Raw genomic sequence first — 25765 nt, 5'->3', positions numbered from 1 at the left:
CCGATGATAGTGCGGGTTCCCGTGTGAAAGTAGGACATCGTCAGGCTATTAATGCTAAAAAAGCCCAACCTCACGGTTGGGCTTTTTGCTTTGTCGGAACCTCTGTTTCACCTTCGCTCCACGAGCACCGACTCCTTGCGCTATAGTGTTTTCATGTTCGATGTCTTGGTTTACCTTTACGAACACTACTGGCGGCCCGATGCCTGCCCCGAGTCGGACCTCTTGGCGCGCAAGCTCACTGCGGTGGGTTTTGAAGCTGATGAAATCCGTGAGGCACTGGCTTGGCTTGATGGTTTGAACACCCTGTCCTCTCACGAAGGACTGGATCAGTCCGAGGGCAGTACCCGGGTGTATTCAGCTTTGGAGTTGGAGCATTTGGGCGCTGAGGCTTTGGGCTTCCTGCAGTTCCTGGAGTCGGCTGGCGTGCTGTCCACGCGCTTGCGCGAAGTGGTCCTCGATCGGGCTCTGGTGATATCCGGTGGGCCGATGAGCCTTGAAGACCTCAAGATCGTGGTGCTGATGCTCTTTTGGAGCCGCGGCGAAGAGCCGGATGCCTTGATCCTGGATGAGTTGTTTGTGGAGGCGGAGGACCGTTTGATTCATTAACGCGTTGACATGCGTCATCATCCGCCGCGCGGATAAGCCAAGGGCCCTGACGGGGCCCTTTCTTTTTTCTCGGATGATGAGATTTTGCTCAAGTTGGCCCTTGGTTTGGCCGTAAACGAGGGCAATGAAGGACGTTGCTTGCATTCGCATGTTGTTGGCACGTCCCGGAGCATGGCGAAGGCGCGGCGATATGGAGCACAGGATGCGGACGGAACAGTGTTCAGCGGTAACTCGGCAATGGACCAGAAGCTGGGTCGTGATGGGCGGGCTGGTGGTGACCATGATGGGCATGTCGGGTTGTGATCAGTTGGGCATTGAAACCCCTGAGAAGGCCGCAGAGCGCCAGATGGCAGACGCGAAGGCCATTGGCAGCGCCTGCCGCCATGCCATGAGGGCGATTGAAGACTGCTACTTGCTCAATCCGAAAGCGGAGAAATCGTCGGTGTTCACGGGGTGGCGTGAGATGGACGAGTACATGCGCGAGAACAAGCTGGAGGGGATTGCCCCTGTGGTGCCCCGCCCCGCCCCGCCATCGGCGGCTTCCAAACCGTCCGCGCCTGCGGAGGGCGACGAAGAGGACGCCGATGAGCCTGAAGCCAAGGTCGGCAAAGGCAAACCGACCAAATCAAGCGACCACTGACGATCATTGGTGAAGGCCTTGCCGTGACAATGGCCGCATGAGTCGAGAAACAGCACCGTGGGGTTTGCTCCACGCATCCTTGTGGCGGCATGCCGAGTTCCGCCAAGGCGCGCGCGACATGGGGGCCGTCACCCCAGGGGTGTTGGCCTGGGGCTTGGTGACGGGGGTGGCAATGGTCAAGGCCGGCCTGCCCTTGCCGATTGCCTTGCTGATGAGCCTGACTGCTTTCGCTGCGAGTGCTCAGCTGGCCGCTTTGCCTTTGATGCTGGCTGGCGCACCCTTGTGGGTGGTCTGGGTGACCGCGCTGTGCGTGAACCTGCGCTTTGTTATTTTCAGTGCGCAGATGCGCCTGCACATGATGAGCTTGCCGCTGCGCTGGCGCCTGGTCGCCGGTTACCTGACCGCTGACATCACTTACGTGATGATGATGCAGCGCCATGGTGCATCGCCCCCTGCCGGTCCTGAGAATCCTGCGCCTTTGGCCTACTTTGCCGGCTTGGTCTCGGTGAACTGGGCTGCGTGGAATGTGGCTTCGCTGGTGGGCGTTTTGTTCGCGGGGACGATTCCCACGCAGTGGGGGCTGGGTTTCGCGGGGACCTTGGCCTTGGTGGGCCTGTTGGTGTCGCTGACGAATGACCGCGCCACCGCCCTCAGTGCGGGGATTGCGGGGACGGCCGCCGTGGCGGCGTTCAGCTTGCCGTTCAAGCTCAACATGATTGTGGCGGTGGCGTCTGCCGTGGCCTGTGGCCTGCTGTTGGATCAGTTGATGGCGACGCAGCGCAAGGCCGCAGCCTCTGACGTTTCTGGAGGGGCTTGAACATGGCGTTAGGGGTTGCTTCCATGAGCACGACGGAAATGGCGATCGCGGCCCTGGGCTTGGTGGCGATTTCGGCGTTCAGCCGGTCATTTTTCTTCTTGAGCGAGCAGCCTTGGCGTTTGCCCGCCTGGTTGGAGCGTGGTTTGCGTTACGCGCCTTTGGCGGCCTTGAGTGCCGTGGTGCTTCCGGAAGTGTTGCTCATTCAGGGCCATTGGCCTCATGACTGGCGTGATGCACGCTTTTTTGCCACGGCGGTGGCCGTGGCGTGGGCCTGGTGGCAAAAGGGCATGCTGGGCACCATTCTGAGTGGGATGGCGGTTTTGCTCGGACTCAAACTGGGGCTGGGCTGGTGAATTTGACGGATTCCGTGTAACGACCGGGTGAAATGAAACACCCTGGTTACGCACAGGGTGGGGCGAGGGGCATGCACACTCCCGGACTGACCCCAGGTTTCAGGAGTGCGAGGCTCTCTACAATCGGGCCCAGATTCCGTTTTGTCTTTCATCCCATTTCACCATCATGAACATCCTCCGATTTGAAGACCTCGTGGCCCAAGGCAAGGTGGCTGGCCAGCGCGTGTTCATCCGCGCCGATCTGAACGTGCCGCAAGACGATGTCGGCAACATCACCGAAGACACCCGCGTGCGGGCCTCGGTTCCCGCGATTGAACTGGCGCTGAAGGCGGGCGCGGCCGTGATGGTGACGTCGCACCTGGGGCGCCCGACGGAGGGCGAGTTCACGCTGGCGGATTCGCTGGCACCGGTGGCGAAGCGCCTGGGGGAGTTGCTGGGGCGTGAGGTCAAGCTGGTGTCCAACTGGGTGGACGGTGTGACCGTGGCGTATGGCGATGTGGTGCTGCTGGAGAATTGCCGTCTGAACAAGGGCGAGAAGAAGAACGACGAAGTGCTGGCGCGCAAGCTGGCCGCCTTGTGCGACATCTTTGTGAACGACGCCTTTGGCACGGCGCACCGGGCCGAGGGCACGACCTACGGCATCGCGCAGTACGCCAAGGTGGCCTGCGCCGGCCCGCTGTTGTCGGCCGAGATCGACGCGCTGAACAAGGCTTTGGCGGCACCCAAGCGGCCGCTGGTGGCCATCGTGGCGGGGTCGAAGGTGTCGAGCAAGCTGACGATTCTGGAGGCGCTGTCCACGAAGGTGGATGGCCTGATCGTGGGGGGCGGCATTGCCAACACCTTCATGCTGGCCGCCGGTTTGAACGTGGGCAAGTCACTGGTCGAGCGCGACCTGGTACCCGCCGCCACGGCGGTGATCTCGGCGATGAAAGCGAGGGGTGCCGAGGTGCCGATTCCTGAGGACGTGGTGGTGGCCGAGGGCGTGCCCAGCGGGAAGTTCGATTTTGGCGCGTTCCTGGCTGCTGCCAAGCCCGTGGTGAAGGCCGCCACCGATGTGACCGATGACGACATGATTCTCGACATCGGGCCCAAGACGGCGGACAAGCTGGCAGGGCAGTTGAAGTCGGCCGGTACGGTGGTGTGGAATGGCCCAGTGGGCGTGTTCGAGGTCGCGGCTTTCGAAAATGGCACCAGGACGATTGCCAAGGCGATTGCCGAGTCCAACGCCTTCAGCATTGCCGGCGGTGGCGATACCTTGGCGGCGATTGCCAAATACGGCATCGAGAAGGACGTGGGCTACATCTCGACAGGCGGTGGTGCCTTCCTGGAGGTGCTGGAGGGCAAGACCTTGCCAGCGTTCGAGATCTTGCAAAAGCGCGCAGCGGGCTGACCAGCCATGGTCAAGCGTGCGCTGCTGGTCCTGGCCATTGCCGGGGTGCTGGTCTGGTGGTACGAACGGGGGCAAGGTCCCGAGGTGGACGCGGGCAAGGCATCGGTGCCTCAGGCCGTTGCGGGCCTGGAGCCAACGCCACCGACGGCCAAGGGCGCCGTGGTGCGACCCGCCGGTGGCTGGGCACCGAAGGCTTGGTCGGTGCTAGGAGGCAAGCTGGTGCCGGGGCGTGCATTGCGCGAACGGTTTGACAGCTACCTGCCCTTGGGCAAGGGCGTGACCATGGTGGAGGTGCGCGCGACCTTGGAGCAAGACGCCCAGGCCGACCTGGGGCAGGCCAACAGCGTTCAGGTGCTGGCCATCTGGGACCGCTATGCGCGTCTGCAGAACCACGATTGGCAGCATCCCTTCAACGGCTCTGAGCCCAAGGGATGGCAGGCCACCTTGAACGAGCAGCACCGGGTGCGGCGTCAGTGGTTGGGGGCGGACTGGGCCGAGGCGTTTTTTGGAGAGGACGAGGCTGCCTTGCAACGGCGCATTGCCAACCTGGTGGCGAGCCCCCGACAGCCTGCGGCATCCAGTCTGGACGATGTGCTGTCGAAGGCCCCCGCGTCGGCGGGCGTGGTGGCTTCGGCAGCCTCAGGTGCACGCGGCGATTGGCGTGCGCGCGCGGGGAAGGCCGGGCAGGAGTGGGCCCATCTGATGCAGGATGCGTCGTTGGATGAGGGCCAGCGGCTGATCCGCATCCGCCTTTACCTGCAGCAAAATTTCAGCGGGCCGGAAGCTGCCCGGCTTGAGCGCGATTTGCAACTGCCCTGAAGGGGCGGCTCAACGTTGAGGTGGTGCCGTCAGGGCATCGCTGGCCGCGATCACGTCGCCGGTGCGTTTGAGGGTGTCGGCCCACACGGTGTAGCTGGGCAACATGCCCGAATCCCACGGGTGGAAGCCCGGTTTGTACCAGGCCAGGTAGGGTCGGATGATGTCGGCCATCATGCCGCCGGGGCCGTACAGCCACCACAGTCCCTTGGTCCACAGCTTGAGGCGCTGCGTGCGGCTGAAGCCGTCGACCTTGAGCATGTGGCGCATGATTTGGAACACGAACATCGGGAAGTTAATGCTGACCTGCAGCAGCGCGAGCACGCGCCGCAGGTAACCCACCCGGGCGACTTGTTGCATGACGTCGTAGGCGACGCCTTTGTGCTCGACTTCCTCGACGGCGTGCCAGACGTACATGGCGCGCACGCGTGGGTCGGCGTCCCGGAAGAGGTCGCCGCGCTCGAACCAGCCCTGGGCCATGATGGCCGTGAGGTGCTCGGAGGCGGCGGTGATGGCCAGGGTTTGCTGGCGTGACAGGCGTTGGCGGGTGACGTCGAACAGGAAGTGGCGCTGGTTGGCCAGGATGCGGTCGACCTTGATGCCTTGATCTGCCAGGCGCTGATTGAAGGCCGAATGCACCATGCTGTGCTGGGCCTCCTGCCGGGTGAAATCCTTGATGGCCTGCAGGTGTTCGGGGTCGGTGACCTGGTCGCGGAAATCGCGCACGCAGGTGATGAAGAAGCGCTCGCCCTCGGGGAAGAGGGTGGACATGGCGTCGAAAAAGCGCGTCTTGAACGGGTCGCCGCCGAACCAGTGGCGGGGGATGTCGCCGTCCTCCAGGCCGAAGTCGAGGTGCTCGCGCGGCACGATGGGCACGGCCTTGGTGGGGGTGGCCGAATGGGCGGGAGCGTCTGTGGTGCGCAGGACTGTCATACGGCCATATCGGCCACCCTCTGAGAAACTTGAGACTTTTCTGTGGTTCAGTCGTGGTCAGGCGGCTGCCGCGTGCAGCACTTCGCCAGCCAGGATCGCGTCACCGGTCTGGTTGAAGGTGTTGAGCCAGAGTTGGTAGCTGTCCATCTGGCCTTGCTGCCAGGGGTGGAAGCCGGGTTTGTAGTAGTGGATGTACTGGCTGAACATGGACGTGAACAGGCCGCCGGGTTTGTACAGCCACCACAGGCCTTGTGCCCAGAGTTTGGCGCGTTGCAGGCGGCTGAAGCCATCGACCTTGAGCATGTGGCGCGTGGTCAGCAGGGAGTTGATGGTGAAGCCCAGGGTGACTTCGACCATGGCCACCACGCGGCGGGGGTACCAGACCTTGGCGATTTTCTGCATCACGTCGAAGGCGACGGCCTTGTGCTCGATCTCTTCCATGGCGTGCCAGGCGTACATGGCGCGCATGCGCGGGTCGACATTGGCCATGACGTCTTTGCGGGCGAAAAAGCTGTGCGCCATGATCGAGGTCATGTGCTCGGCGGCGGCGGTGCTGGCCAGGGTGTGCTTCTTGGGCAGGTACTTGCGCATCCACTCGATCAGGCCGCGCTGGATGCCTTCGAGCCTGTCCACATCGATGCCTTGGGCCTTGAGGCGTTCGTTGTATTGGCTGTGGACGATGCCGTGCTGGCCTTCCTGGCGGATGAAGTGTTTGATTTCTTCGCGCAGGACCGGATCGGTGACCTGGTCGCGGAAGTCGCGCACGCAGGAGATGAAGAAGCGCTCGCCCTCGGGGAAGATGGTCGACATGGCGTCGAAGTAGCGCGTCTTGAAGGGGTGGCCCCCGAACCAGTATTTCGGGATGTCGCCTTCGAGGCCGAAGTCGAGCTTTTCACGCGGGACGATGGGGTGGTGCTGGTTCATGGTGTCTCCTCAGGCTGAGGCGCCGTGCAGGCGGTTGCCGGCCAGGATGGGGTCGCCGGTTTCCTTCAGGATGCGCAGCCAGTTGTCGTAGCTGGGCACGACGGGGTCTTGCCAAGGGTGGAAGCTGGGCTTGAGGTAGCTGAAGTACTTGCCGACCATGGGCGAGAACAGGCCGCCCGGCTTGTACAGCCACCACAGGCCCTTGGCCCAGATCTTGGTGCGTTGCCAGCGGCTGAAGCCATCGACTTCGAACATGTGCTTCATGATCCGGAACACATGGAAGGGGAAGAGCAGGGTCACCAGCAGCATGGAGCCGACGCGGTTGCGGTAAGTGCTTTTGGCGATGTTCTGCAGCACGTCGAAGGCGACGGCTTTGTGCTCCATCTCTTCCATCGCGTGCCACACGTAGAGCGCGCGGATGCGGTCGTCAGCGCCTTCGAAGATTTCGGGGCGCTCGACGAAGCAGTCGGCCATGATGGCGGTGATGTGCTCGGCCGCGGCCGTGATGCCCAGCGTGAATTCGCGTGAAGTGTGCTGGCGGATGATGCCGAACAGGCGCTTTTCCTGGCCTTGCAGGATGGCATCGACCGCGATGCCCTGGGCTTTCAGGCGATCGTTGTAACGCGTGTGGACGATGCCGTGCTGGCCTTCCTGGCGCGTGAAGTCCTTGATGTCTTGCAGCACCTTGGGGTCGGTGGTGCGGTCCTTGAAGTCGCGCACGCAGGTGATGAAGAAGCGCTCGCCGACCGGGAAGAGGGTGGACAGGGCGTCGAAGAAGCGGGTCTTGAACGGGTCGCCGTTCAGCCAGTATTTGGGGATGTTGCCGTCCAGCCCGAAATCCAGCTTTTCACGCGGGATGATGGGGGGCGGGGTCATTTTTGTAGGGGTCATGTGAGGTCTCCTCGGCAGTGGTTTGCGCACTGGGCACAGGCTTTCCGATCCATGAACTTTAGGCACTTGACCCCACGGCGGCTATGGCGTGCAACGACAGCAGGGTAATTTTCGCGACAGCCTGAGGCTAGGGAAAACACCCGGGCCCGTGGTCATGGGCCAGGGCTGCGGCGGTACTGGCTGGGGGTGACGCCGGACCAGCGCGTGAAGGCCTGGGTGAAGCTGCGGCGGTCGGAAAAACCCAGGCGGTCGCTGATGTCTTCGATGGGCAAGGCGGGGTCTTGCAGCCATTGGCGCGCCAGGCCGTAGCGCACCCGGCCCAGGATGGCGGAGTGGCTGTCGCCCATGTCGCGAAGGCGGCGCTGCAAGGTGCGGGCGTGGAGGTGCAGCTCTTCGGCCAGGGCTTCTAGGCCCAGACCCAGCAAGCGGGGTTTTTGCGCCAGGGCGCGTTCGATCTGGTGGACCAGGTTGCCCGCGTGTTCGAGGGCGCTGGCGTCTTGCTGCAGTTGCTCGGCGCGTTGGGCGACCTGCTGGACCACGCGCTGCGCGGCCTGTTCATGCAGCAGCGGGAAACCGCCGCGCAAGGGCAGGTCCAGCAAGGCGCGGTCGAACCACATGGCGCTGACCGGTTCTGAATAAGAGATCGGCACTTGGAAGAATGCTTCGCAGACCGCTTGGTGTTGATGAGGCGCGTGCTGCAGGGTGATTCGACCAAACAGCTGTTGTCCGCCCAGCAGCATGCGGGTGAACTTGAGCAGGCTGGCGAACACGCCTTCGGTGAAATGCCAGGTGTTGTCGGGTGAGCCCTCCGGGTGGTTGAAGGCCACCGACATGCGAGCCTCGCGGCCATGCTCCGCCAGTGAGATCTGCATGTAGGGGTTGAGCAGCGGCGGGATCCACTCCAGCGAGCGGGCGGCTTCGCGCAGGGTCGGGCTGGTGGTGATGAAGGTCTCGATGTCCGACATGTACTCGAAGGCGAAGGTCTCGCCGAGCACGAGTGGAAAGTGCTGGCCCCGGCCCATGGCCCGGGTCTCGTCGACACAGCGCTGCATGACACGCTGCATGGTTTCGCGCAGGATGACGGCGGTCTCTGGGTGCAGGTTGCTGGTGTCGACGCCTTCTTCTTCGAAGATGCGGCCGATGTCGATGCCGCACAGGTTGGCCGCGCGAACCCAGTTGGTCACCGTGACGAAGGGAATGGGCGGCTCGACAGGGGCGGGGGCGGTCATCGCGTGGGGATGTCGGGGGCGGAGGGGGTCTGGAAGTGGGTCAGCCAGCGCAGCACTTCGGCCACGGTGGCTTGCGGCTGTTCGAAAGGATACAGGTGTGTGCCGGCGATCCACGACATGTTGGCAGACCCGACCACGCGGCGCACCCCGCCGAGCTGGACGGCCTTGAGCTCTTTGGAGCGCGTGCCGCCGATGAAGGCCATGGGGCAGGCGGGTGGGTGGCGCCGGAACTCTTGCACCAGGTTCACGGGCATGCTTTTGTAGATGCGCGATTCGATCTCGCGCTTGAAGCTGAGGCGGCGGCTGACGCTGGGGTGGTGCTCGGTGCCGTGCTGCACGTAGGCGTCGAACACGCCGGGGTGGAAGGCGGCGAATTTGGGTTTGGCGATGAAGTGCTCGCGCACGGCCTCCAGGGTGGGCCACTCGTGGCAGCGCTGAGCGGCCACGCCGGAGGGCATGACGCGGTCGACCACGCCGAGTTGTTTGACCAGCTTCAGGCCCCAGGCGCGCCAGCCGTGCAGCAGGGGGGAGTCGAGCACGACCACGCCCCGGGCCAACTCCGGGTGGCGGCTGGCCAGCATCATGCTCAGGTAGCCACCCAGGGAGTGGCCCACCAGGTAGACGGGGTGGCCGACTTCGTGGTCGATGAAATCCTTGAGCTGATGGACCAGGTGCGGCCAGTCGGCGGTGACGGGGTAGCGCGGGTCGTGCCCGAATTTTTCGATGGCGTGGACCGCGTAGCCTGCTGCGCGCCAGGCGTCGAACAGCTCGCGGTAGGTGCTGGCCGGGAAGCTGTTGGCGTGCGAGAAGACGATGGTGGGCTGGCTCATGGGGGCTTTAACTGCGGGACTCCCTTGGCATGTCGGCTGATCGGACACTTTGCTGAAGCATTACGTGATCAGGCAAGGCGCGTGGGTCAGTGTAATGTTTCGGGGGAAGGCGCGACAAGCGAGGGTCTTGCCGCACCAATTCCGGCTTTTCACCTGGCGGTTTGGTGGGACACTGTTTGCGAGACAACCGCCGCTCTGACCGAGCCGAAACACCATGCCACGTGCCACCAAGATCGTCGCCACCCTGGGCCCTGCTTCCTCGTCGCCCGAGGTGTTGGAGCGCATGCTGCGCGCGGGGGTGGACGTGGTGCGCTTGAACTTCTCGCACGGCAAGGCGCAGGACCACATCGACCGCGCGGCGCTGGTGCGCGAGGTGGCCAAGAAGGTGGGCAAGGTGGTGGCCGTCATGGCCGACCTGCAGGGCCCCAAAATCCGCGTGGGCAAGTTTGCCGAAGGCAGCGTGATGCTGGAAAACGGCCAGCCTTTCGTGCTGGACGCCAGCCGCGTCGAGCCCGGCGATATTCATGGTGTGGGCCTGGACTACAAGGAATTGCCGCGCGATGTGCGCGCTGGCGACATCCTCTTGCTGAACGATGGCTTGCTGGTGCTGACCGTGGAGTCCGTCAAAGGCGAGGCGGTCAACACCATCGTCAAGGTGGGTGGGGAACTGTCCAACAACAAGGGCATCAACAAGCAGGGTGGCGGCTTGACCGCACCGGCCTTGACGGCCAAGGACATGGAAGACATCAAGACGGCGGCGAGCTTTCAGTGCGATTACATCGCGGTGTCCTTCCCCAAAAATTCAACCGACATGGAGATGGCGCGCCAGTTGTGCAACGTGGCGGGCGAGCCCTGGAAGCACCGCCCGGCGCTGATCGCCAAGATCGAGCGCACCGAGGCCATCCCCAACCTGGAAAGCATCCTGAAGGCCTCAGACGGGATCATGGTGGCGCGCGGCGACCTGGCCGTGGAGGTGGGCAATGCCGCCGTGCCCGCGCTGCAAAAGCGCATGATCAAGCTGGCCCGCGAGATGGACAAGGTGGTGATCACGGCCACGCAGATGATGGAATCGATGATCGTGAACCCGGTGCCCACGCGCGCTGAGGTGAGTGATGTGGCCAACGCGGTGCTGGACGGCACCGACGCCGTGATGCTGAGTGCCGAGACGGCCGCGGGCAAGTACCCGGTGGAGACGATCGAGCAGATGGCGGCGATCGCGCTGGCGGCCGAGGGCGCCGAGGACGTGACGCTGGACGCCGATTTCACCAACAAGAAGTTCGGCCGCATCGACCAGTCGATCGCGATGGGGGCGCTGTTCACGGCGCACCACCTGGGTTGCAAGGCGATCATCGCCTTGACCGAGTCAGGCTCAACCGCCTTGTGGATGAGCCGACACAAGATCCACGTGCCGATCTTCGGCATGACGGCGCAGCCGATCTCGCAGCGCAAGATGGCGCTGTACCGCAATGTGCAGCCCCTGCTGATCCGCAGCCACACCGACCGTGACGAGGCGCTGAAGCAGGCTGAATCGCTGCTGGTGGAAAGTGGTGTGCTCAAGCCGGGTGACACGTATGCCATCACCTGCGGCGAGCCCATGGGCTACCCGGGGGGCACCAACATGCTCAAGGTGTGCGAGGTGGGTTGACCGCCGCCGATGCGGTGTTGAGCATGCTGCGCGATCTGCCCAGCAGGTTGTCCCGCATCTCGGCCGAGCCGCTGGCCTTGATGTACATGCGCAGCATCACCCGGTACAGCAGTTCATTGTTCAAGTAGGGCGTGACGTTGCCGCTGACCATCAAAGGCTTGCCGTTGATGGTGGAGTGCACGCCCTTGCCGGGTGTCCAGTCGATGTTGATCACATCGCCCTTGTTGACCTGGCGAATCTTGGAGTAGATCTCGCCCAGCAAGCCGATCTCGTTGATCAACTGTTTGAACTCTGCCTCGGTGGCCACGGCCTGGAAGTCCGCGATGAAGTAGCGGGAGATGGTGGACCCGGGGATGTCTTTGACCAGCACGAGTTGCAGGCGTTTGGCGCCCGGCGCACTCTCAATGCCTTCGGGGGTATTGCGTGGCTCAGTCAGGTAGATTGCCGAGACGTCCGTCTTGAAGTAGGACCGTTTTCGAACGCCCGCGCCATTGAGCACGAGCTTGGCGCCGTCGACCGAGTAGCTGTCTTCAACAGGAATGCCGTCGACATCGCCGATCACGGCGGACCAGGCGCAGGGCGCGCACAGCAGTGCCGCAGCGGCCACCAAAGTGATGGATTTCATGAAGGAACTCCTTCCGTGGCACGTGGGTTGACCAGCTGTTGGGCCGATGAGCCCAGGAGCAAAGCCTCAAACGCCTGCGGTGGCACGGCCTTGCTGAACAGGAAGCCCTGCAGCACGTCGCAGCCCATGCGCTGCAGCACGCGCAACTGCGCTTCTTCTTCCACGCCTTCGGCCACGACCTGCATGCCCAGGCTGTGCCCCAAGGACACCACCGTTTGCACGATGGCCTGGTCTTTCGTCTGGCCGGGCAGGTCGATGATGAAGGAGCGGTCGATCTTGAGTTCGTCGGCGGGAAAGCGCTTGAGGTAGCTCAGCGATGAATAGCCGGTGCCGAAGTCGTCGATGGACAGGTGCACGCCCAGGCCTTGCAAATCGTTCATCTGCTTGAGGGCCCAGGCCACGTCGCTGACCAGCATGCTTTCGGTCACTTCGACCACCAGCCATTCGGGCGGCAACTGCGTGCGGGCCAGCACCTTCTGCAGGTACTGCAGGAAGTGGCCGTTGTCGAACTGCGGCTTGGCCACATTGATCGACACCTTGAGGTCGCGCAGGCCTTGTTGCTTCCACAGCGCCATCTGGCGGCAGGCCTCTTGCGTGACCCAGTCGCCCATCTCGACGATCAGGCCGGTCTCTTCCGCCAGGGGCACGAAGCGGCCTGGCAGCAGCAAGCCATGGTCAGGGTGTTGCCATCGGATCAAGGCCTCGGCACCCAGGATGCGGCCGGTGCGCATGCAGACCTTCGGTTGGTAGTGCAGGCGCAGTTCGTCGCGGTGGATGGCCAGTCGCAACTGGTTGGTCAGGGTCAGGCGCTCGATGGAGCGAGCCGTCAGTTCGGCTGAGAAAAATTCATAGCCCGATTTGCCGTGGCCTTTGACCTTGGAGCAAGCCAGGTCGGCGCTTTTGAGCAGGCCGTTGGCGGTTTGCCCATCGCTGGGGGCCAGCGCGATGCCGATGTGGGGCATCAGGAAGATGTCGTGGCCATCGATCTGAAACGGCGCCGTCAGTTCTTGGATCACCAGCTTGGCCAGGGTGGCGGCGTCTTCGGCCTGGGTCACCTCGGGCAGGATCAGGGCGAAGTCCTGGCTGTCAACGCGGGCCAGTCCCAGGGATTCGGGGTGCAGGGCGGCGGAGTCACGGTCTTGCGGCGGCACGACGACGTTGATCAGGCGCGCGGCCACTTGCTGCAGCAGGCTGTCGGCGGCGCGGGGGCCCAGGGTTTCGCGGGTCTGGCGGAACTGCTCGCAGCCCAGGTGCAGCAGGCCGAGCATGGCTTGCTGCGGCAGGGCGTGCTGCAGGGCTTCTTCCAACCGGCGCGTGAAGCGCTCGCGGTTGGACAGGCCGGTGACCATGTCCACGTAGGCCAGGCGATCCTGGTAGCGTTTGAAGGCCAGGGTGTTGCGCACCCGCAGGACCAGCTCGCTGGAGTCGACAGGCTTGGAGAGAAACTCGGTGGCGCCCAGCTCGAGTGCTCGCAACTTGGTGGCCGGGTCGCTGGCGGCGGTCAGCACGATGACGGGGGTGTACTGCAAGGCCTCGTCGGCACGCACGGCCTGCAGCACGTCGAAGCCGGATACGCCGGGCATCATCAGGTCCAGCAGCAGGACGTCGGGCTGGTGCTGACGGATCAACTGCACGGCCTGGCGCGGGTCGTTGCAGGCCACGAAGCGGGTGTAGCCCGCATCCTCCAGGTGGGTCTGGATGACATCGGTCATCATGGACTCGTCGTCCACCATCATCACCAGGGCGCCATCCCAGGGCGTGGTCATGGCCACGAGGTCTCGGCTCATGCCGTGGCCCCTTCCGGTGCATCCAGGACCATGCGCTGGCTCAGTTCGTCAATGTGCTGCAGCCAGTGGCCGGCCTGCGCGGCGTCGTCCACGGTGCAAGCGGCTTCCAGGTGGCGGGCGGGCTCGAAATACGCGTCAAAGCCCACGCTGCCACCGGCACCTTTGAGCCAGTGGGCGTGCAGAGCGAGTTCTTTCAAGTCTTGCTGATTCAAGGATTGCTTCATCAATGCCAACTTGCCCGGGAATTCGTCCATGAACCGGGTCACCACTTTTCGCAATTTGGGATGTTGCGACAGGCGCGAGACCATGGGGCTGGTGTCGGCCGGGCCGTTGACCGGGCTGTTCCCTGTGTTGTCGGCACTCGCGCCCTGGAGCTTGAGCACTTCCTCGGGTGCCAAGCGTTCACCGCCCAGCCTTTGAGCCAGATCGGTTAACAGCGTGCCAATGTTCAAGGGCTTGGTGTGGAAGCCCGAGAAGCCCGCCTGGTTGATCTCTTGCTCGAAGCCCTTCATGGCGTTGGCGGTCAGGGCCAGGACGGGGGTTTTCACGCCACGCTCGCGCAGCAGACGCGTGGCCACCACACCGTCCATCACCGGCATCTGCATGTCCATCAGCACCAGGTCGAAGCGGCTGTGGGCCACCATGTCCAGGGCTTCCTGGCCGTTGACGGCCTCTTGCACGACCAAGCCCGTTTCCTCCAGCACCAGGCGCACCAGTTCGCGATTTTCGGCCCCGTCGTCCACCACCAGCACGCGGCGGGGTGGGAAGCGCCAGTGGATGGTGTCTTGCTTGGTGAGCTCCGAGGCCTGGCGGAGCAGCTCTTCCGGCTCCAGCATGGGCGTGCCCCTGAGGTTGCCCGGGTCGATGATGACGTGGAAGACGCTGCCTTGGCCCAGCTTGCTGGTGACGGTGATGTCGCCCCCCATGGCCTTGGCGAAGCGGCGGCTGATGGTCAGGCCCAGGCCGGTGCCGCCGAAGTGGCGGGTGGTCGAGGTCTCGGCCTGCACAAAAGGCTCGAACACCGATTCGACCTTGTCGGGCGCGATGCCGACGCCGGTGTCGGCCACGTCAATGCGGTAGGTGGCCGGGTAGGCGTGGGTGTCCAGGTGCAGGCTCACGGTGACCTGGCCTTGCTGCGTGAACTTGAGCGCGTTGCCGATCAGGTTGGTGACGATCTGGCGCAGGCGCCCGGGATCGCCCTCGATGGTGGCGGGCAGCGGGCCGGGCAGGTCCATGCGCAGCAGCAGCTTTTTCTCCAGCGCCTTGGCTTCGAGCACGCGGACCACGTCGTTGACCACGGTGTGCGGCGCAAAGCGCACGCGCTCCAACTCCAGTCGGCCCGATTCGACCTTGGACAAATCGAGGATGTCGTTGATCAGCTCCAGCAGCTGTTGGCCGCTGGCGTGGATGGTCTCCAGGTGGCGCCGTTGCTCGTCAGCGTTGCCGGGCGTGGGGGCGCGTCGGCGCAGCAGTTCGGTGAAGCCGAGGATGGCGTTCATCGGGGTGCGGATCTCGTGGCTCATGTTGGCCAGGAAATCGCTCTTGGCGCGGTTGGCGCTGTCGGCTTCTTCCTTGGCGGCTTGCAGGGCCACTTCTTTTTCTTCCAGCTCGGTGATGTCCTGGAAGCTGATGAGCACGCCTTTGGGCTTTCCGGCGGCCGCCAGGATGGGCGAGCAGTTGACCCGGAAGGTGTAGCGCTGGCCGCGTGCAGTGCTCAGGTACATGAGCACGTCGCGGCGGGTCTGCTTTTCATCCAGGGCCTGTTGCCAGGGCAGCAGGGGCTTGATGAGGGGCTGGCCTTCGCGGTCGGTCCAGGGCAGGGCGGAGGCGGGCCGACCCACAAAGGCATCGGGTTCGATGCCCATGATCTTGGCCAGGGACTGGTTGGCCAGCACAGTGAGGCCCTGGTCGTCCAGCATCATCAGGCCCTCGGTCAGCGTGTCGAACGCGGAGCGCACGCGTGCGGGGATCGTCTGCGACGGGTCCAGGTGGCGCAGCATGCGGCCCAGGTAGAGCGAGAAGGCGATGAAGCTGCAGACGAAGAGGAAGGCGCTCAGGCGCAGGGAGGGGTCGTCCAGGTAGCCGCGCCAACCTTCGTGTCGCAGCGGGGTGTAGCGCAGCTCCAGGAAGCCCCAGGACTGGCCGTCGTGCCAGATGGGCACTTGCACTTGCGCGTCGGTGGATTGTTCGCTGGAGGTGGGCTGCCAGTCTTCGTGGGGGCCCAGGGCCAGCAGGGTGCTGCGGTCACTGCGGCGGATGCCAATGGACTGCAGCGAGGGTTCGCGCTCGATGGCCAGCTTGAGGGCCTGTTCGAGCGTGCTGGTGTCGTCCTCATTGAGCAGGACCGAGACGCTGGTGGCGAGGATCTCGGACAGCACGGCGCGGTGCTGGCGGGCCTGCGCTTCGTGGTCCGGGATCAGGCCCAGGTAGGTGGCGCCCAGGGCAATCGTCACCAGCAGGGATGACAGGCCCATGGCCAGGTAGTAGCGGGTGGCCAGGCGCTTCATGGCGCGGCCTCCTCGATGGCGGGGGTGGGCGGCGGCGGTGCGGGCTGGGGCGGTGGCACGGGTCGGTCACGGGTGGCGTCGAAGAAGTTTTCGACGTCGGCATCGTCGCCGCCATCGTCATCGTGGTGATGGGCGCCGCGGCCACGGGCCAGCACGGGCAGGGGGTCGATCATTTGCCAGGCGGGCATGGCCGACAGCATGGAGCCGATGAGGGCGCCGCCGCGCACCAGCCAGATCACATAGCCGACTGACAAGCCGGTGGACACGGCGATGGACGAGGCCACCAGGTGGCGCCGCTCCACGCCGTCGTTCTGCAGTTGTTCGCGCAGCGCATCCAGGCTGTTGCGCAGGTTTTGCGTGTCGCTGAGGGTGGTGTTCAAGGCCTTGAGCCAGGAGTAGCGGAAGGCCTCTTCGCCAGCGGCGGCTGCGGTGCTGGCGGTGATGGCGCGGTTGTTGAGGTCCACGCCATATTGGTTGGCTGGGGGCAGGACCACGATGCCCGCGTTGGGGGGCGCGAGGTTGTTGGCGTCCACGAAGAAGGACAGCTGGGCGATGGGGGCGGCTGCCTGGGTGGCGCCAGCACCGGAGGCCACACCGGTGGCCGTGGTCACGGGCTCTTCGGCTTCGTCGCTGTCACTGTCGCTGTTGTCCGGTGGCGCTGGTGGCGCTGGTGGCGCTGGCGGCGCTGGTGGTGGCGCGGAGATCACCGGTGGCGGCGGGGTGGGCGTGAAGCGGGTTTGCACGGTGGACGTGCTGGCGCTGGCCTGCCCGTCGGTGGCGGACAGGACGTAGGTGGGCGCCTGGACGCTGCCGTCGTGAACGAACACCACCTGGTGGGCGACGACCGCGGCCATGGTGAACTGGGTGAGGACCGCGCCAGTGCCGACGTCGGCGAAGTGCCCGCCGACGATGTCGCTGGCGCTGATCAGCAGGCCGGTGTTGGCGTTGTCCGCATCGCTGACCACCAGCAGGGGCTCGGCCGTGCCGCCCTGGTTGATGGTCAGGGCGTTGGTGGTGATGACCGGGGCGTCGTTGACCGGCGCAATGGTGATGGTGACGGTGGCGATGTTGGAGTCGGCGGTGCCGTCGTTGACCTGGTAGGTGAAGGCGTCGGTGCCGCTGAAGTTGGCAGTGGGGGTGTAGGTGTAGCTGCCGTTGGGGTTGAGCACCAGGCTGCCGTGGCTGGGGCCGGTGCCCACGGTGGCGGACAGAGCGCTGCCTTCGACATCGGAGGCATTGCCCATCACGTTGCCATTCAGCGCGGTGTCTTCATCGACCGAGGCGCTGTCGCTCACGGCCACGGGCGCATCGTTGGCGGCGTTGACAGTGATGGTGACGGTGGCGACGGTGGAGTTGTTGGCGCCGTCGTTGGCCTGGTAGGTGAAGGCGTCGGTGCCGGTGAAGTTGGCGGTGGGGGTGTAGGTGTAGCTGCCGTTGCTGTTGAACACCAGGACTCCGTGGCTGGTGCCGGACACCAGCGTGGCGTTCAGGGTGGCGCCGTCGATATCGCTGTCGTTGGCCAGCACGGTGTTGCCGTTGAGCACGGTGTCTTCATCGACGGAGGCGCTGTCGCTCACAGCCAAGGGCGCGTCGTTGAGGGCGTTGACCGTGATGGTGACGGTGGACTCGTTGGAGTCGGCGGTACCGTCCTTGGCCTGGTAGGTGAAGGTGTCGGTGCCGCTGAAGTTGGCGTTGGGCGTGTAGGTGTAGCTGCCGTCGCTGTTGAACACCAGGGTGCCGTGAGTCGGGTCGGCCACCAGCGTGGCGGTCAAGGTGGCGCCTTCGACATCGGTGTCGTTGGTCAGCACGTTGCCAGTGAGTGCGGTGTCTTCATCGACGGAGCCGCTGTCGTCCACGGCCACGGGCGCGTCGTTGAGGGCGTTGACCGTGATGGTGACGGTGGCGACGGCGGAATTGTCCGTGCCGTCGTTGGCCTCGTAGGTGAAGGTGTCGGTGCCGCTGAAGTTGGCGTTGGGCGTGTAGGTGTAGCTGCCGTCGCTGTTGAACACCAAGGTGCCGTCGGTGGGGCCGACCACCAGCGTGGCGGTCAAGGTGGCGCCTTCGACATCGGTGTCATTGGCCAGCACCGTGCTGCCATTCAACACGGTGTCCTCATTGAGCGAGGCGTTGTCGTCCATCGCGACCGGCACGTCGTTCACGGCGGTCATGTTGATGGTGACCACCATGCTGTTGGCCAAATTGCCGCCAGCGCCGGTGTTGCCCATGTCGTGGACGGTCATCGTCAGGGTGGCGGTGGCCGGCGGGGTGTCGCTGCCATTTTGGTACACCACTGTGCCGTCATCCAGGCCGTCGAGCAGCTGGTTGATCTGCTCAAGGGTGCCCGCCAGGATGACGCTGTTGCTGCCCGAATTGGTGATGGCCACGCCGGTGGTGCCGGGGTTCACGGTCAGCAAGCCGTCGGTCACGGTCAGGGTGAGCCGCATGGCGCCAGTGGCCGCGTCCACGTCGCTGATCCGCAAGCCCGTGTTGTGCAGGGCCAGGTCGGTCTGCTCGGTGGCGGTGTAGCTGCTTTGTCCGATGATGGCCGAGGGCGTGTCGTTGACGGCCGTCACGGCGATCGAGGCGGTGTCGGTGACGGTCAGGGGCGGCGCGGTGCCCGTGTGCACGGCGTCCACGGTGGTCATGGTCAGGTCGTCCAGGCCGTTGTGGTCCTGATCGGACAGGTACATCAGGCCGGTGGCATCGGCCAGGGTGGCATTGATGGCGCTGACGCTGCCAGTCAGCGTGACGGTGCGGCGATCGGCGTCGTACAGGATGTGGGCGCTGTCCAGGCCCAAGGCCACGTCGTCGCGCACGGTCAGGGTGCCGTGCTCCACGGAGAGGGTGACCGTGATGTCCGCGCCGCCGGCGGCCGGGTCGGTCACGCGCACGCCAGCCAAGGCGCTGGGCGTGTCTTCGGCGGCACTCAGGTCGTTGGGCAGCTGGTTGAGTGGGCGCGTGTAGGGCAGGACGTTGACCGTCAGCAGTTGGGATGAGGCGAATTGACCGTCTGACGCGCTGACCTCCACCACATAGCTGCTTTTCGCACCGGGGGCTTGCGAGTCGGGCGGGGTGATGAAGCGCAACTCGCCGGTCTGGGCGTCGATGCTGAACAGGGCCTGGTCGGCGCCGCCACTGATGCCGTAGCTCAGCTGGGTCGGGGTTTCCACGTCAGAGGCTTGGACCTGGGTGACCAAGGTCTCGAACTCAGCCACGTCCTTTGACGCCGTGGTGCCACCGCTCATGGTGGGCGGCGTGTTGGTCGTGGTCACGGTGATGTTCAGTGTTTGATCGTCCCAGTTGCCCGCGGAGTCGGTCACACGCACGGTCACGTGGTAAAGGTTGTCGCCATCCGTGTCGTTGGGGGTGGTGAAGTCCACGGTCGTGTTGAAGCTCAACAGGCCTGTGCCGGGATCGATCTGGAAGAAGGCCCAATCCGCGCCACCAATGATGGTGTAGGCCAGGGTGTCGGCGGCATCCTGGTCGGCGGCCTGCACCGTGGTGGCGGTCGTGGTTTGATCCGCCACGACCAGGTTGGCCGTGCTGCCGCCGCCGCCGCTCACAATCACCGGCGCTTCGTTGACGGTGGTCACGTTGACCGTCAAGGTTTGGTTATCACGGTAGGTGCCATCGCTGGCCGACACGATGACCACGTAGCCGTTGTCCTTGCCGCTGTCCTTGGGCTTTTCGAAGTCGGGCGCACTGGTGAAGCGCAGCACGCCAGTGCGGCTGTCGATGGTGAAGTGGGACGCGTCGGCACCCCCGGTGATGCTGTACGTCAGGTCAGCGTAGGGGTCCGCGTCGTGCGCCACCACGGTGGTGACGGCGGTAGTGTTCTCCGTGACGCTGGTGCTGGCCGTGGCGCCACCACCGTTGCTGTCGATGACCGGCGCAACGCTCAAGGTCAACGCCAGGCTGTCGATGCTGCCGGTGATGCCGACGGCGCTGCCTTGCAACATCAGGGTGCCGATGGCGATGGCACTGTTGTTCCCGGAGGTGCGGTAAACCGTCAAGGCCAGGACGTCGGCGGCGGTCACGTCGACGTAGTTGTTGGCCACTTGTGAATCGGCTTGGGCCAGGCTCACCAGCAAAGTACCTGCAGGCAGCGAGGTATTGGCCGATGGGGTGCTGCTGGTGATGACTTCCAGGCCGGTGATCGAGCTGTCCAGGTTGATGTCATCGCCCTCAATGAGGGTAGACGCGGACGTCTCGCCGACTCTGAAGCTGAGGATGTCATTGGCGGCGGTGCTCCCATTGCCCGCGCTGAACAGGAAGGTGCCGGCCAGTACCTGGGTGGTGCCGATGGTGACGGTCTTCTCCACCAGCGCCAAGCCTCGGATGCTGGCCGTGGACGACAGGAGGGACAGGCCCAGCAGGCTGTTGCTGACGGTGAAGACCTTGGTGAAGGTGCCCGCCGAGTAGTCGCCCGCGACGGTGGGGCGGAATAGCACGACGTCATTGCGGTTCGCTGACAAGCTGTTGACGCTGGTCAGGGTGGTGGTGCTGGGCACCGAGAAAAGCAGGTCACCCCGGTGCACGGTCAGGCTGCCCGACAGCACCACATCGCGTGACACCCAGGCGATGTCGTCCAGGCCCGTGGCGCCAAAGGCCGACATGTCCAGCACGTGCGAGAAGGTGCCGTCCGTGTTCGTGCCGGAGCCATAGTGCAGGTTGGGGTTCTCCAGCGCGAGCACCTCGGTGCTGGTGACCGCGTTGACGCCGTCCCAGCCGACCGAGTTGGCCTGATTGGAGCCCAGCCACAAGGTGTTGGTGGTGTTGCCGGCGATGTGCTCTCGGAAGGTCCACGAGAAGGCCGGTGTGAGCGAGCTGCCCGTGTTGCTGGAGGCCACCACCGGCGAGCTTTGCCAGGCACTGCCGGTCCAGTCCGAGAATGACAGGCGGCCCCCGGTGGTCTGCATGCCCAGCATGATGTTGTTGGTGGTGGGGTCGCTGTTCAGCCGCAAAGCGCCCACGATGCCGCCCGCATTGGGCCCGGCCTGCGTGGCCGACCAGACGCCCGAGCTGCCCAAGGTTTTGTAGTTCACGGTGTTGGCCGTGGTGCTGCCGTACACGGCCAACAGATCGCCGCTTTGGCTTTCATAGGCCACCCCCACGGTGGGGGCGTTGGTGGTGGTGTTCTGGGCCGGGGTGACCGTGCGGTTGCCCCAGGTTTGGGAGCCGCCCTGGTTCCACACCGCGAAGGAGGTGAAGGTTTGGGTGCCTGAGCTGCTGATCAGGCCCATGGCGATGCGGTTGCTGGTGGGGTCGCTGGCCAGGGTCAGCCATTGCGGGGTGGCGGCCTCCAGGTAGGTGCCTGCGGCGGTTTCATTGCCCCACACACTGCCATCGAACACGCGGAAATAGACGTTGGCGTCCGATGCCTTGGCGTAAGCGACCATGGCGTGACCGCTCTGCGCTTCGTAGGCCACGGCGATGGACGTTTGATCTGCGGCCGAGGTGCCCGAAGTGTCCAGCGTGATGGCCTGGCCCCAACTGCTGCCATTCCAGATCAAGGCGTGGTCGTCGGCATTGGCATCGCTGATGATCAGGGCCATGCCGTCGCCGCCGGGCTGCGACACCAGCTGCATGTGCTGGGGCGCAGCGCCGGTGTAGCCCGCGATGGTGCTGGCGCTTGTCCAGCTGCTGCCGTTGTAGAGGCTGTACTTCAGGTTGGTGCCGTCGTTCCAGACCAGCATGGCGTCGCCGCTGCTTTGCTCGTAGGCCACGCCGAAGCCCTGCCGGTTGGTGGGCGTGCCGCCGCCCAGGGTCAAGGGGATCAGGGTGCTGACCCCATCCTTGATCACTTCGCCGGTGATGGTGCCGGTGGTGGTCACGCCGACCGCGATGAACTCGTTGCGCTTGGGGGACGAGGCCGAATCCACCAGGGTCCACTGGCCGGTGTTGGCCGTGTTGGTGGCGGTGCTGGAGGTGGCGCCATCGAACACGCTGAGTTGTGGCGTGCCGGAGCCTGAGTTGGACCAGACCAGATCGGCCTTGCCGGTGGGAACGGCAGCGAGCACGCCACTGAACAAGGCTTGGGCCTGCGCGCTCGGAGCCAGCATCGCCTCGATGTGGCCGCTTTGCACTTCCAGCACCCAGTCGCCACCTTGCAGGCTGGTGCCGGTCAGGTCATCGCTGGCGGCCACGTCGGCGCCAGTGAGGGCGGCCAGCCCTTGCACCAGGGCCTGGCCCTCGGCTTGTGTACCCACGTCGCAACCGTAGAGCAACAGGTCGGCCTCCAGCGTGAGGGCTTGGCCCCACGAGGCCACGTCGTGGGCGCGTGCGGCCAGGGTGGTTTCGTCCAGCACGCTGTTGCCCAGCTGGGCCGAGCCGCTGTCGCCGTGCGAGATCAAATGCAAGGCCGACACGCCATGCCGATCGGCCAGGGTCTGGGTGATGCGGGTGATGCCATCCTCATCCGCGCTGATCAGCACCACCTCGATGGCACGACCGGCCTGGGCCTGCGCGTTCAGGTCGGCCAGCAAGGTGGCCTGGTCGGGCACCCGGGCGTCGATGAAGACGATCTCGGTGCCGGGCGTGGCTTGGGTGTTCGTGGCCGCGCTGGTGTCGATCAAGCGCTGGTGGCTGGCGTCGGTGGCCGACGCCGCGCTGCCCATGAAGGCGGCAGGCGCGAAATCGGCGGCGTACAGCACGCGGGGCTCCATCGCCTCGGCGATGGGCCTTTGAACCTGAGGGGGTGGCAGGGAACGCATGCCGGGCCTGTTCAATGAGCGGCCGCTTCAGCGGGCGTCGGCCAGCGCGATGCTGAATCTCAGGCTGATCGGCTGGCTGGCCTTGACCATGGCGGCGTTGGCCACGGTTGAGGAAGGCTGGGTCGGCACGCGGGCCAAAGCCAGGGACATCTTCAACCAGGTCGATGCGGACGCGGTGGCCGCGGGCAGGTGCACGGGCAGCGTGGGCTGCTGTGCCACGGCCTTTGGGCGCTGTGGCGCGGGCAGGGCGGGTGCCGCGCTGGGGGCGGGGCGTGCGGGCGCGGTGCCGTTGGCGGCCACGGGCCAGTCTGCCTTGCAGCGCAGGCCAGCAGGCAGGCGGTGGTCGGGGTTGGGCAGGCTCAGGCGCACGCGGAAGGTGTTGCTGGCCGCGTCCACGACTTTGTCAACGTACTCCACCTTGGCACTGACCGCGCCGATGCCTGGCAGCTCCGGGTGGATCGACAGGCGGTCCCCAAGGTGCACCTGCCCGTACTGGGTGATGGGCACCATCAGCGACACGCGCAGCGGATCGATGCTGGCCACGCGCAGCACGGGACGGTCTTCCACCCGCTCGCCGAGGTTGCTGTAGCGCTCCACCACGATGCCGTTGATGGGGCTGCGCAAGGTTCGCAGGCCCAGCTGAGCCTGCGCCATGGCTTGTTCCTGGCCATAGATGCGTTGCTGGCTGCGCGCGAGGGTGTGTTTTTGCACGGCCACTTCCATCTCGGCACTGGCCTGGTCCAGCGCTTGTTGCGAGACAAAATCCTTGGCCACCAGTTGCTGGGTGCGCACCACTTTCTGCCTGGCCAGTTCCAGGTTGGCGGCCGCGGCCTTGACCTCGGCGTCCATCTGCGTGCGCAAGGTGGCGGCGTTGGCATTGGCGCGTTCGACGTCGGCGCGCAGCACCACGACGGGCTGCCCGGCTTCCACGCGTTCGCCCAAGGCGACGTTCAGTTTTTCAATGATGCCGGTGACGGCCGAGCCCACGTCCGCCACCTGGTCGGGCTCGATCAGGCAGCCGGCCGGTTTGGGCGGTGCCGCATGGGCGGCGCCCACCGAGCCCAGCAGGGCGCCTAGGCAGAGGGCCCACGGCTTTGCCGGGCGAGGCGATGTTGCTCGGCCCATTGCCGGTCTTGATCGAGCAGTTGCCGCCGCAAAGCCGCTTGCCTGCGCTCCTCCAGCCACTGGGGCAGGCGCAGGTGCCACCAGCACCAGGGCGACAGGGTTGAACGGTGCGCGACGGCGGATTGAATACATCGTGTTAGCTTAGGTTCAGAAGGGGGCGGAGGGTCATTCGAAATGGCGGCACAAATCCACGCTTCTGTGCTGCCTGCTTGCCCTTGGCGCGCACAACGGCCCACCAGCTGGCGGTCCATGCGCCGCGACTCGTTGCGCTGGCAGTGAATGACGTGCAATCCACCCGCCGCCAAGGCCGCCTCATCCAGGCTGATGTCGGTGCCCCGGCCCGCCATGCGCGTGGCCACGGTCACCCGCCCGGCCTGCCCGGCTTGCGCAACGATGTCGGCCTCGTGCTGGTCTTGCCGGGCGTTGAGCACGGTGTGCACGACGCCCGCTTGCCGCAGGTGCTGTGACAGCTGCTCGGAGTCGTGCACCGAGTCGGTGCCGATGAGCAAGGGGCGGCCCTGGGCTTGCAGTTGCCGGGCGCGCTCGGCGATGGCGCCCCAGCGCTGATCGGGCGTGGCAAAGGCGAGGGTGGGCCAGGTCTGCCGCTGGCTGGGCAGGCGCTCCGGCACCCGCACCACGTCCAGGTCGTACAGGCTGCGCAACTCGGCGCGCGCTTCCACCAGGGTGCCACTCAGGCCGCCCAGTCGCCAGTAGCGTTTGAAGAAGCGCTGGAAGGTGATCTGGGCCAGGGTTTCGGTGGGCGCGCTGGGTGTGCACCCTTCCTTCAATTCGATCAGGGTGTGCAAGCCTTGTGACCACACGCGGCCCACGGCGACGCGGCCAGTGAGCGTGTCCAGCAGCTCCACCTTGCCTTCTCGGACCAGGTAATGCTGATCGCGTTGCAGGGCGTGCAAGGCGGTGATGGCCAGGCCCAGCAGGTCGCGGCGCAAACGTGGGCGGCGCCAGACACCGCCCAGGGCCTCGGCCGGGCCAGCGATGTGTTGCTCGCCCACAGGGTTCAGCGTGGCACTGTGGCGGCCGGTGTCCACCGTGTAGTCGCCATCGCTGCGCAGCCGCCGGGCCAGGTGCAGGGCCTGCCACCACACGGCGCGCCGGTGCGCTTGCTGCGCAGCCTGGCCTTGCTGCGTCACCGAGATGATCAAGGGCACGCTGGCCTCGTCCAACAGGATGCTGTCGGCTTCGTCGATCAATGCCAGGCTCAGGCCGCGCAGCAGTGGCGGGGCGCCTTGTGGCGTGGTCAGGCCATCGCGCAGGTAGTCGAAAGCGACCTCTTTGGCGGTGGCGTAGACCACGTCTTGCGCGTAGACGGGGCGGCGCTGCTCGGAGGGCATGGCGGGGGCAATGTGCGCGAGCGAGATGCCCAGCGCGGCAAACAGCGGGGCCAGCGTTTGCGCATCGCGCTCGGCCAGGTAGTCGTTGGCGGTGATCACGTGCACAGGGATGCCCGCCAGTGCCGCCACGGCAGCGGCACAGGCCATGGCCAGGGTCTTGCCCTCGCCAGTGGCCATCTCCACCAGTTGCTGGTCCAGCATCAAGGTGGCGGCCAGCAACTGGGTGTCGTGCAGGCGCAGGCCCAGCGTCTGCTCAGTGGCGCGCAGCACGTGCGCCAGGGCCAGGGCCACGGTGTCAGCGGTGAAGCCTTCGCGGCGCAGGCTCTGGCGGCAAGCGTTCAGGTCCAATGTTGGTGTGGTCGACCGTTGCCGGACCTGGCGCAGCCATGGTCGGCACAGGGCCAAGCGCCAGGAGGCAGGCAGCCAGGTGGGCAGCCAGGGCCGTGGCAATGTGCCGCGCTGGCGTGCATCCGCGTGGTCAGGCCGTTCTGGGTAAACGCCCCAGCGCGGGCCCGGGCGGGCCAGTGCTTCGCTGTGCGGCATCGGGATCATCCTGGGCCAGGCGGGCAAGGCGCTGCTCAT

The 25765-nt window shown here is 65.3% G+C and carries 18 protein-coding genes; 7 read left to right on the top strand and 11 right to left on the bottom strand.

Annotated elements, in window-relative coordinates:
• Positions 1–153: 153 nt before the first annotated feature.
• From PSV38_RS12620 to PSV38_RS12595, 6 genes are all read left to right on the top strand, one after another.
• Positions 154–606: a DUF494 domain-containing protein gene (locus PSV38_RS12620; RefSeq protein ID WP_300547917.1), complete on the top strand. Its 453-nt coding sequence runs from the start codon at positions 154–156 to the stop codon at positions 604–606.
• Between the two features lie 259 nt (positions 607–865).
• Complete coding sequence (locus tag PSV38_RS12615; RefSeq protein WP_300547915.1) at positions 866–1246, top strand: hypothetical protein; 381 nt, start codon at positions 866–868, stop codon at positions 1244–1246.
• Between the two features lie 37 nt (positions 1247–1283).
• Positions 1284–2063 (top strand): AzlC family ABC transporter permease, encoded by a 780-nt coding sequence (locus tag PSV38_RS12610; protein WP_300547913.1) that lies wholly within the window; start codon positions 1284–1286, stop codon positions 2061–2063.
• Positions 2064–2086: 23 nt separating this feature from the next.
• Positions 2087–2416, top strand: a complete 330-nt coding sequence (locus PSV38_RS12605; RefSeq protein ID WP_300547911.1) for an AzlD domain-containing protein — start codon at positions 2087–2089, stop codon at positions 2414–2416.
• A gap of 166 nt (positions 2417–2582) precedes the next feature.
• Positions 2583–3806: a phosphoglycerate kinase gene (locus PSV38_RS12600; protein ID WP_300547910.1), complete on the top strand. Its 1224-nt coding sequence runs from the start codon at positions 2583–2585 to the stop codon at positions 3804–3806.
• 6 nt (positions 3807–3812) lie between these two features.
• Complete coding sequence (locus PSV38_RS12595) at positions 3813–4625, top strand: hypothetical protein (protein ID WP_300547908.1); 813 nt, start codon at positions 3813–3815, stop codon at positions 4623–4625.
• A gap of 9 nt (positions 4626–4634) precedes the next feature.
• Here PSV38_RS12595 and PSV38_RS12590 read toward each other — a convergent pair whose 3' ends face one another.
• From PSV38_RS12590 to PSV38_RS12570, 5 genes are all read right to left on the bottom strand, one after another.
• A complete protein-coding gene (locus PSV38_RS12590) occupies positions 4635–5555 on the bottom strand; it encodes a metal-dependent hydrolase (protein ID WP_300547907.1) in 921 nt (306 codons plus the stop codon).
• Between the two features lie 57 nt (positions 5556–5612).
• Positions 5613–6479, bottom strand: coding sequence for a metal-dependent hydrolase (locus tag PSV38_RS12585; protein ID WP_300547905.1), 867 nt, complete (start codon positions 6477–6479; stop codon positions 5613–5615).
• A 9-nt stretch (positions 6480–6488) separates the two neighbouring features.
• On the bottom strand, positions 6489–7370 hold the full coding sequence (locus PSV38_RS12580; protein ID WP_300547903.1) for a metal-dependent hydrolase: 882 nt from the start codon (positions 7368–7370) through the stop codon (positions 6489–6491).
• 152 nt (positions 7371–7522) lie between these two features.
• Positions 7523–8599, bottom strand: a complete 1077-nt coding sequence (locus tag PSV38_RS12575; protein WP_300547901.1) for an AraC family transcriptional regulator — start codon at positions 8597–8599, stop codon at positions 7523–7525.
• Entirely contained in the window at positions 8596–9429 is an 834-nt protein-coding gene (locus PSV38_RS12570; RefSeq protein WP_300547899.1) for an alpha/beta hydrolase, read from the bottom strand. The genes PSV38_RS12575 and PSV38_RS12570 overlap by 4 nt, the downstream gene beginning before the upstream one ends.
• 214 nt (positions 9430–9643) lie before the next feature.
• Here PSV38_RS12570 and pyk point away from each other — a divergent pair, with 214 nt between their 5' ends.
• Positions 9644–11074: a pyruvate kinase gene (gene pyk, locus PSV38_RS12565; RefSeq protein WP_300547897.1), complete on the top strand. Its 1431-nt coding sequence runs from the start codon at positions 9644–9646 to the stop codon at positions 11072–11074.
• Here the strand turns inward: pyk and PSV38_RS12560 are convergent.
• From PSV38_RS12560 to PSV38_RS12535, 6 genes are read right to left on the bottom strand one after another with little or no spacing between them, the layout of a single operon-like run.
• Positions 11052–11699 carry a chalcone isomerase family protein gene (locus tag PSV38_RS12560; protein ID WP_300547895.1) on the bottom strand — a complete coding sequence of 216 codons (648 nt, stop codon included), beginning with the start codon at positions 11697–11699 and terminating at the stop codon, positions 11052–11054. The genes pyk and PSV38_RS12560 overlap by 23 nt on opposite strands.
• Positions 11696–13486, bottom strand: a complete 1791-nt coding sequence (locus PSV38_RS12555; RefSeq protein WP_300547893.1) for an EAL domain-containing protein — start codon at positions 13484–13486, stop codon at positions 11696–11698. The genes PSV38_RS12560 and PSV38_RS12555 overlap by 4 nt, the downstream gene beginning before the upstream one ends.
• Positions 13483–15993, bottom strand: a complete 2511-nt coding sequence (locus PSV38_RS12550) for an ATP-binding protein (RefSeq protein ID WP_300547892.1) — start codon at positions 15991–15993, stop codon at positions 13483–13485. Before PSV38_RS12550 ends, PSV38_RS12555 begins: the two co-directional genes overlap by 4 nt.
• Positions 15990–22706, bottom strand: a complete 6717-nt coding sequence (locus PSV38_RS12545; protein ID WP_300547889.1) for a tandem-95 repeat protein — start codon at positions 22704–22706, stop codon at positions 15990–15992. Before PSV38_RS12545 ends, PSV38_RS12550 begins: the two co-directional genes overlap by 4 nt.
• 27 nt (positions 22707–22733) lie before the next feature.
• Positions 22734–23762, bottom strand: a complete 1029-nt coding sequence (locus tag PSV38_RS12540) for an efflux RND transporter periplasmic adaptor subunit (protein WP_300547887.1) — start codon at positions 23760–23762, stop codon at positions 22734–22736.
• Between the two features lie 17 nt (positions 23763–23779).
• Positions 23780–25765 carry a DEAD/DEAH box helicase gene (locus PSV38_RS12535; protein ID WP_300547885.1) on the bottom strand — a complete coding sequence of 662 codons (1986 nt, stop codon included), beginning with the start codon at positions 25763–25765 and terminating at the stop codon, positions 23780–23782.

It is taken from the genome of Aquabacterium sp. (assembly GCF_029946005.1).
Taxonomy (GTDB): domain Bacteria; phylum Pseudomonadota; class Gammaproteobacteria; order Burkholderiales; family Burkholderiaceae_C; genus Aquabacterium.
This window is presented reverse-complemented; position numbering and strand designations above follow the sequence as displayed.

Excerpts from the sequence above, each read along its gene's own strand:
- PSV38_RS12620 (WP_300547917.1), top strand. The coding sequence starts at position 154 with ATGTTCGATGTCTTGGTTTACCTTTACGAACACTACTGGCGGCCCGAT.
- PSV38_RS12615 (WP_300547915.1), top strand. The coding sequence starts at position 866 with ATGGGCGGGCTGGTGGTGACCATGATGGGCATGTCGGGTTGTGATCAG.
- PSV38_RS12610 (WP_300547913.1), top strand. The coding sequence starts at position 1,284 with ATGAGTCGAGAAACAGCACCGTGGGGTTTGCTCCACGCATCCTTGTGG.
- PSV38_RS12605 (WP_300547911.1), top strand. The coding sequence starts at position 2,087 with ATGAGCACGACGGAAATGGCGATCGCGGCCCTGGGCTTGGTGGCGATT.
- PSV38_RS12600 (WP_300547910.1), top strand. The coding sequence starts at position 2,583 with ATGAACATCCTCCGATTTGAAGACCTCGTGGCCCAAGGCAAGGTGGCT.
- PSV38_RS12595 (WP_300547908.1), top strand. The coding sequence starts at position 3,813 with ATGGTCAAGCGTGCGCTGCTGGTCCTGGCCATTGCCGGGGTGCTGGTC.
- PSV38_RS12590 (WP_300547907.1), bottom strand. The coding sequence starts at position 5,555 with ATGACAGTCCTGCGCACCACAGACGCTCCCGCCCATTCGGCCACCCCC.
- PSV38_RS12585 (WP_300547905.1), bottom strand. The coding sequence starts at position 6,479 with ATGAACCAGCACCACCCCATCGTCCCGCGTGAAAAGCTCGACTTCGGC.
- PSV38_RS12580 (WP_300547903.1), bottom strand. The coding sequence starts at position 7,370 with ATGACCCCTACAAAAATGACCCCGCCCCCCATCATCCCGCGTGAAAAG.
- PSV38_RS12575 (WP_300547901.1), bottom strand. The coding sequence starts at position 8,599 with ATGACCGCCCCCGCCCCTGTCGAGCCGCCCATTCCCTTCGTCACGGTG.
- PSV38_RS12570 (WP_300547899.1), bottom strand. The coding sequence starts at position 9,429 with ATGAGCCAGCCCACCATCGTCTTCTCGCACGCCAACAGCTTCCCGGCC.
- pyk (WP_300547897.1), top strand. The coding sequence starts at position 9,644 with ATGCCACGTGCCACCAAGATCGTCGCCACCCTGGGCCCTGCTTCCTCG.
- PSV38_RS12560 (WP_300547895.1), bottom strand. The coding sequence starts at position 11,699 with ATGAAATCCATCACTTTGGTGGCCGCTGCGGCACTGCTGTGCGCGCCC.
- PSV38_RS12555 (WP_300547893.1), bottom strand. The coding sequence starts at position 13,486 with ATGAGCCGAGACCTCGTGGCCATGACCACGCCCTGGGATGGCGCCCTG.
- PSV38_RS12550 (WP_300547892.1), bottom strand. The coding sequence starts at position 15,993 with ATGAAGCGCCTGGCCACCCGCTACTACCTGGCCATGGGCCTGTCATCC.
- PSV38_RS12545 (WP_300547889.1), bottom strand. The coding sequence starts at position 22,706 with ATGCGTTCCCTGCCACCCCCTCAGGTTCAAAGGCCCATCGCCGAGGCG.
- PSV38_RS12535 (WP_300547885.1), bottom strand. The coding sequence starts at position 25,765 with ATGAGCAGCGCCTTGCCCGCCTGGCCCAGGATGATCCCGATGCCGCAC.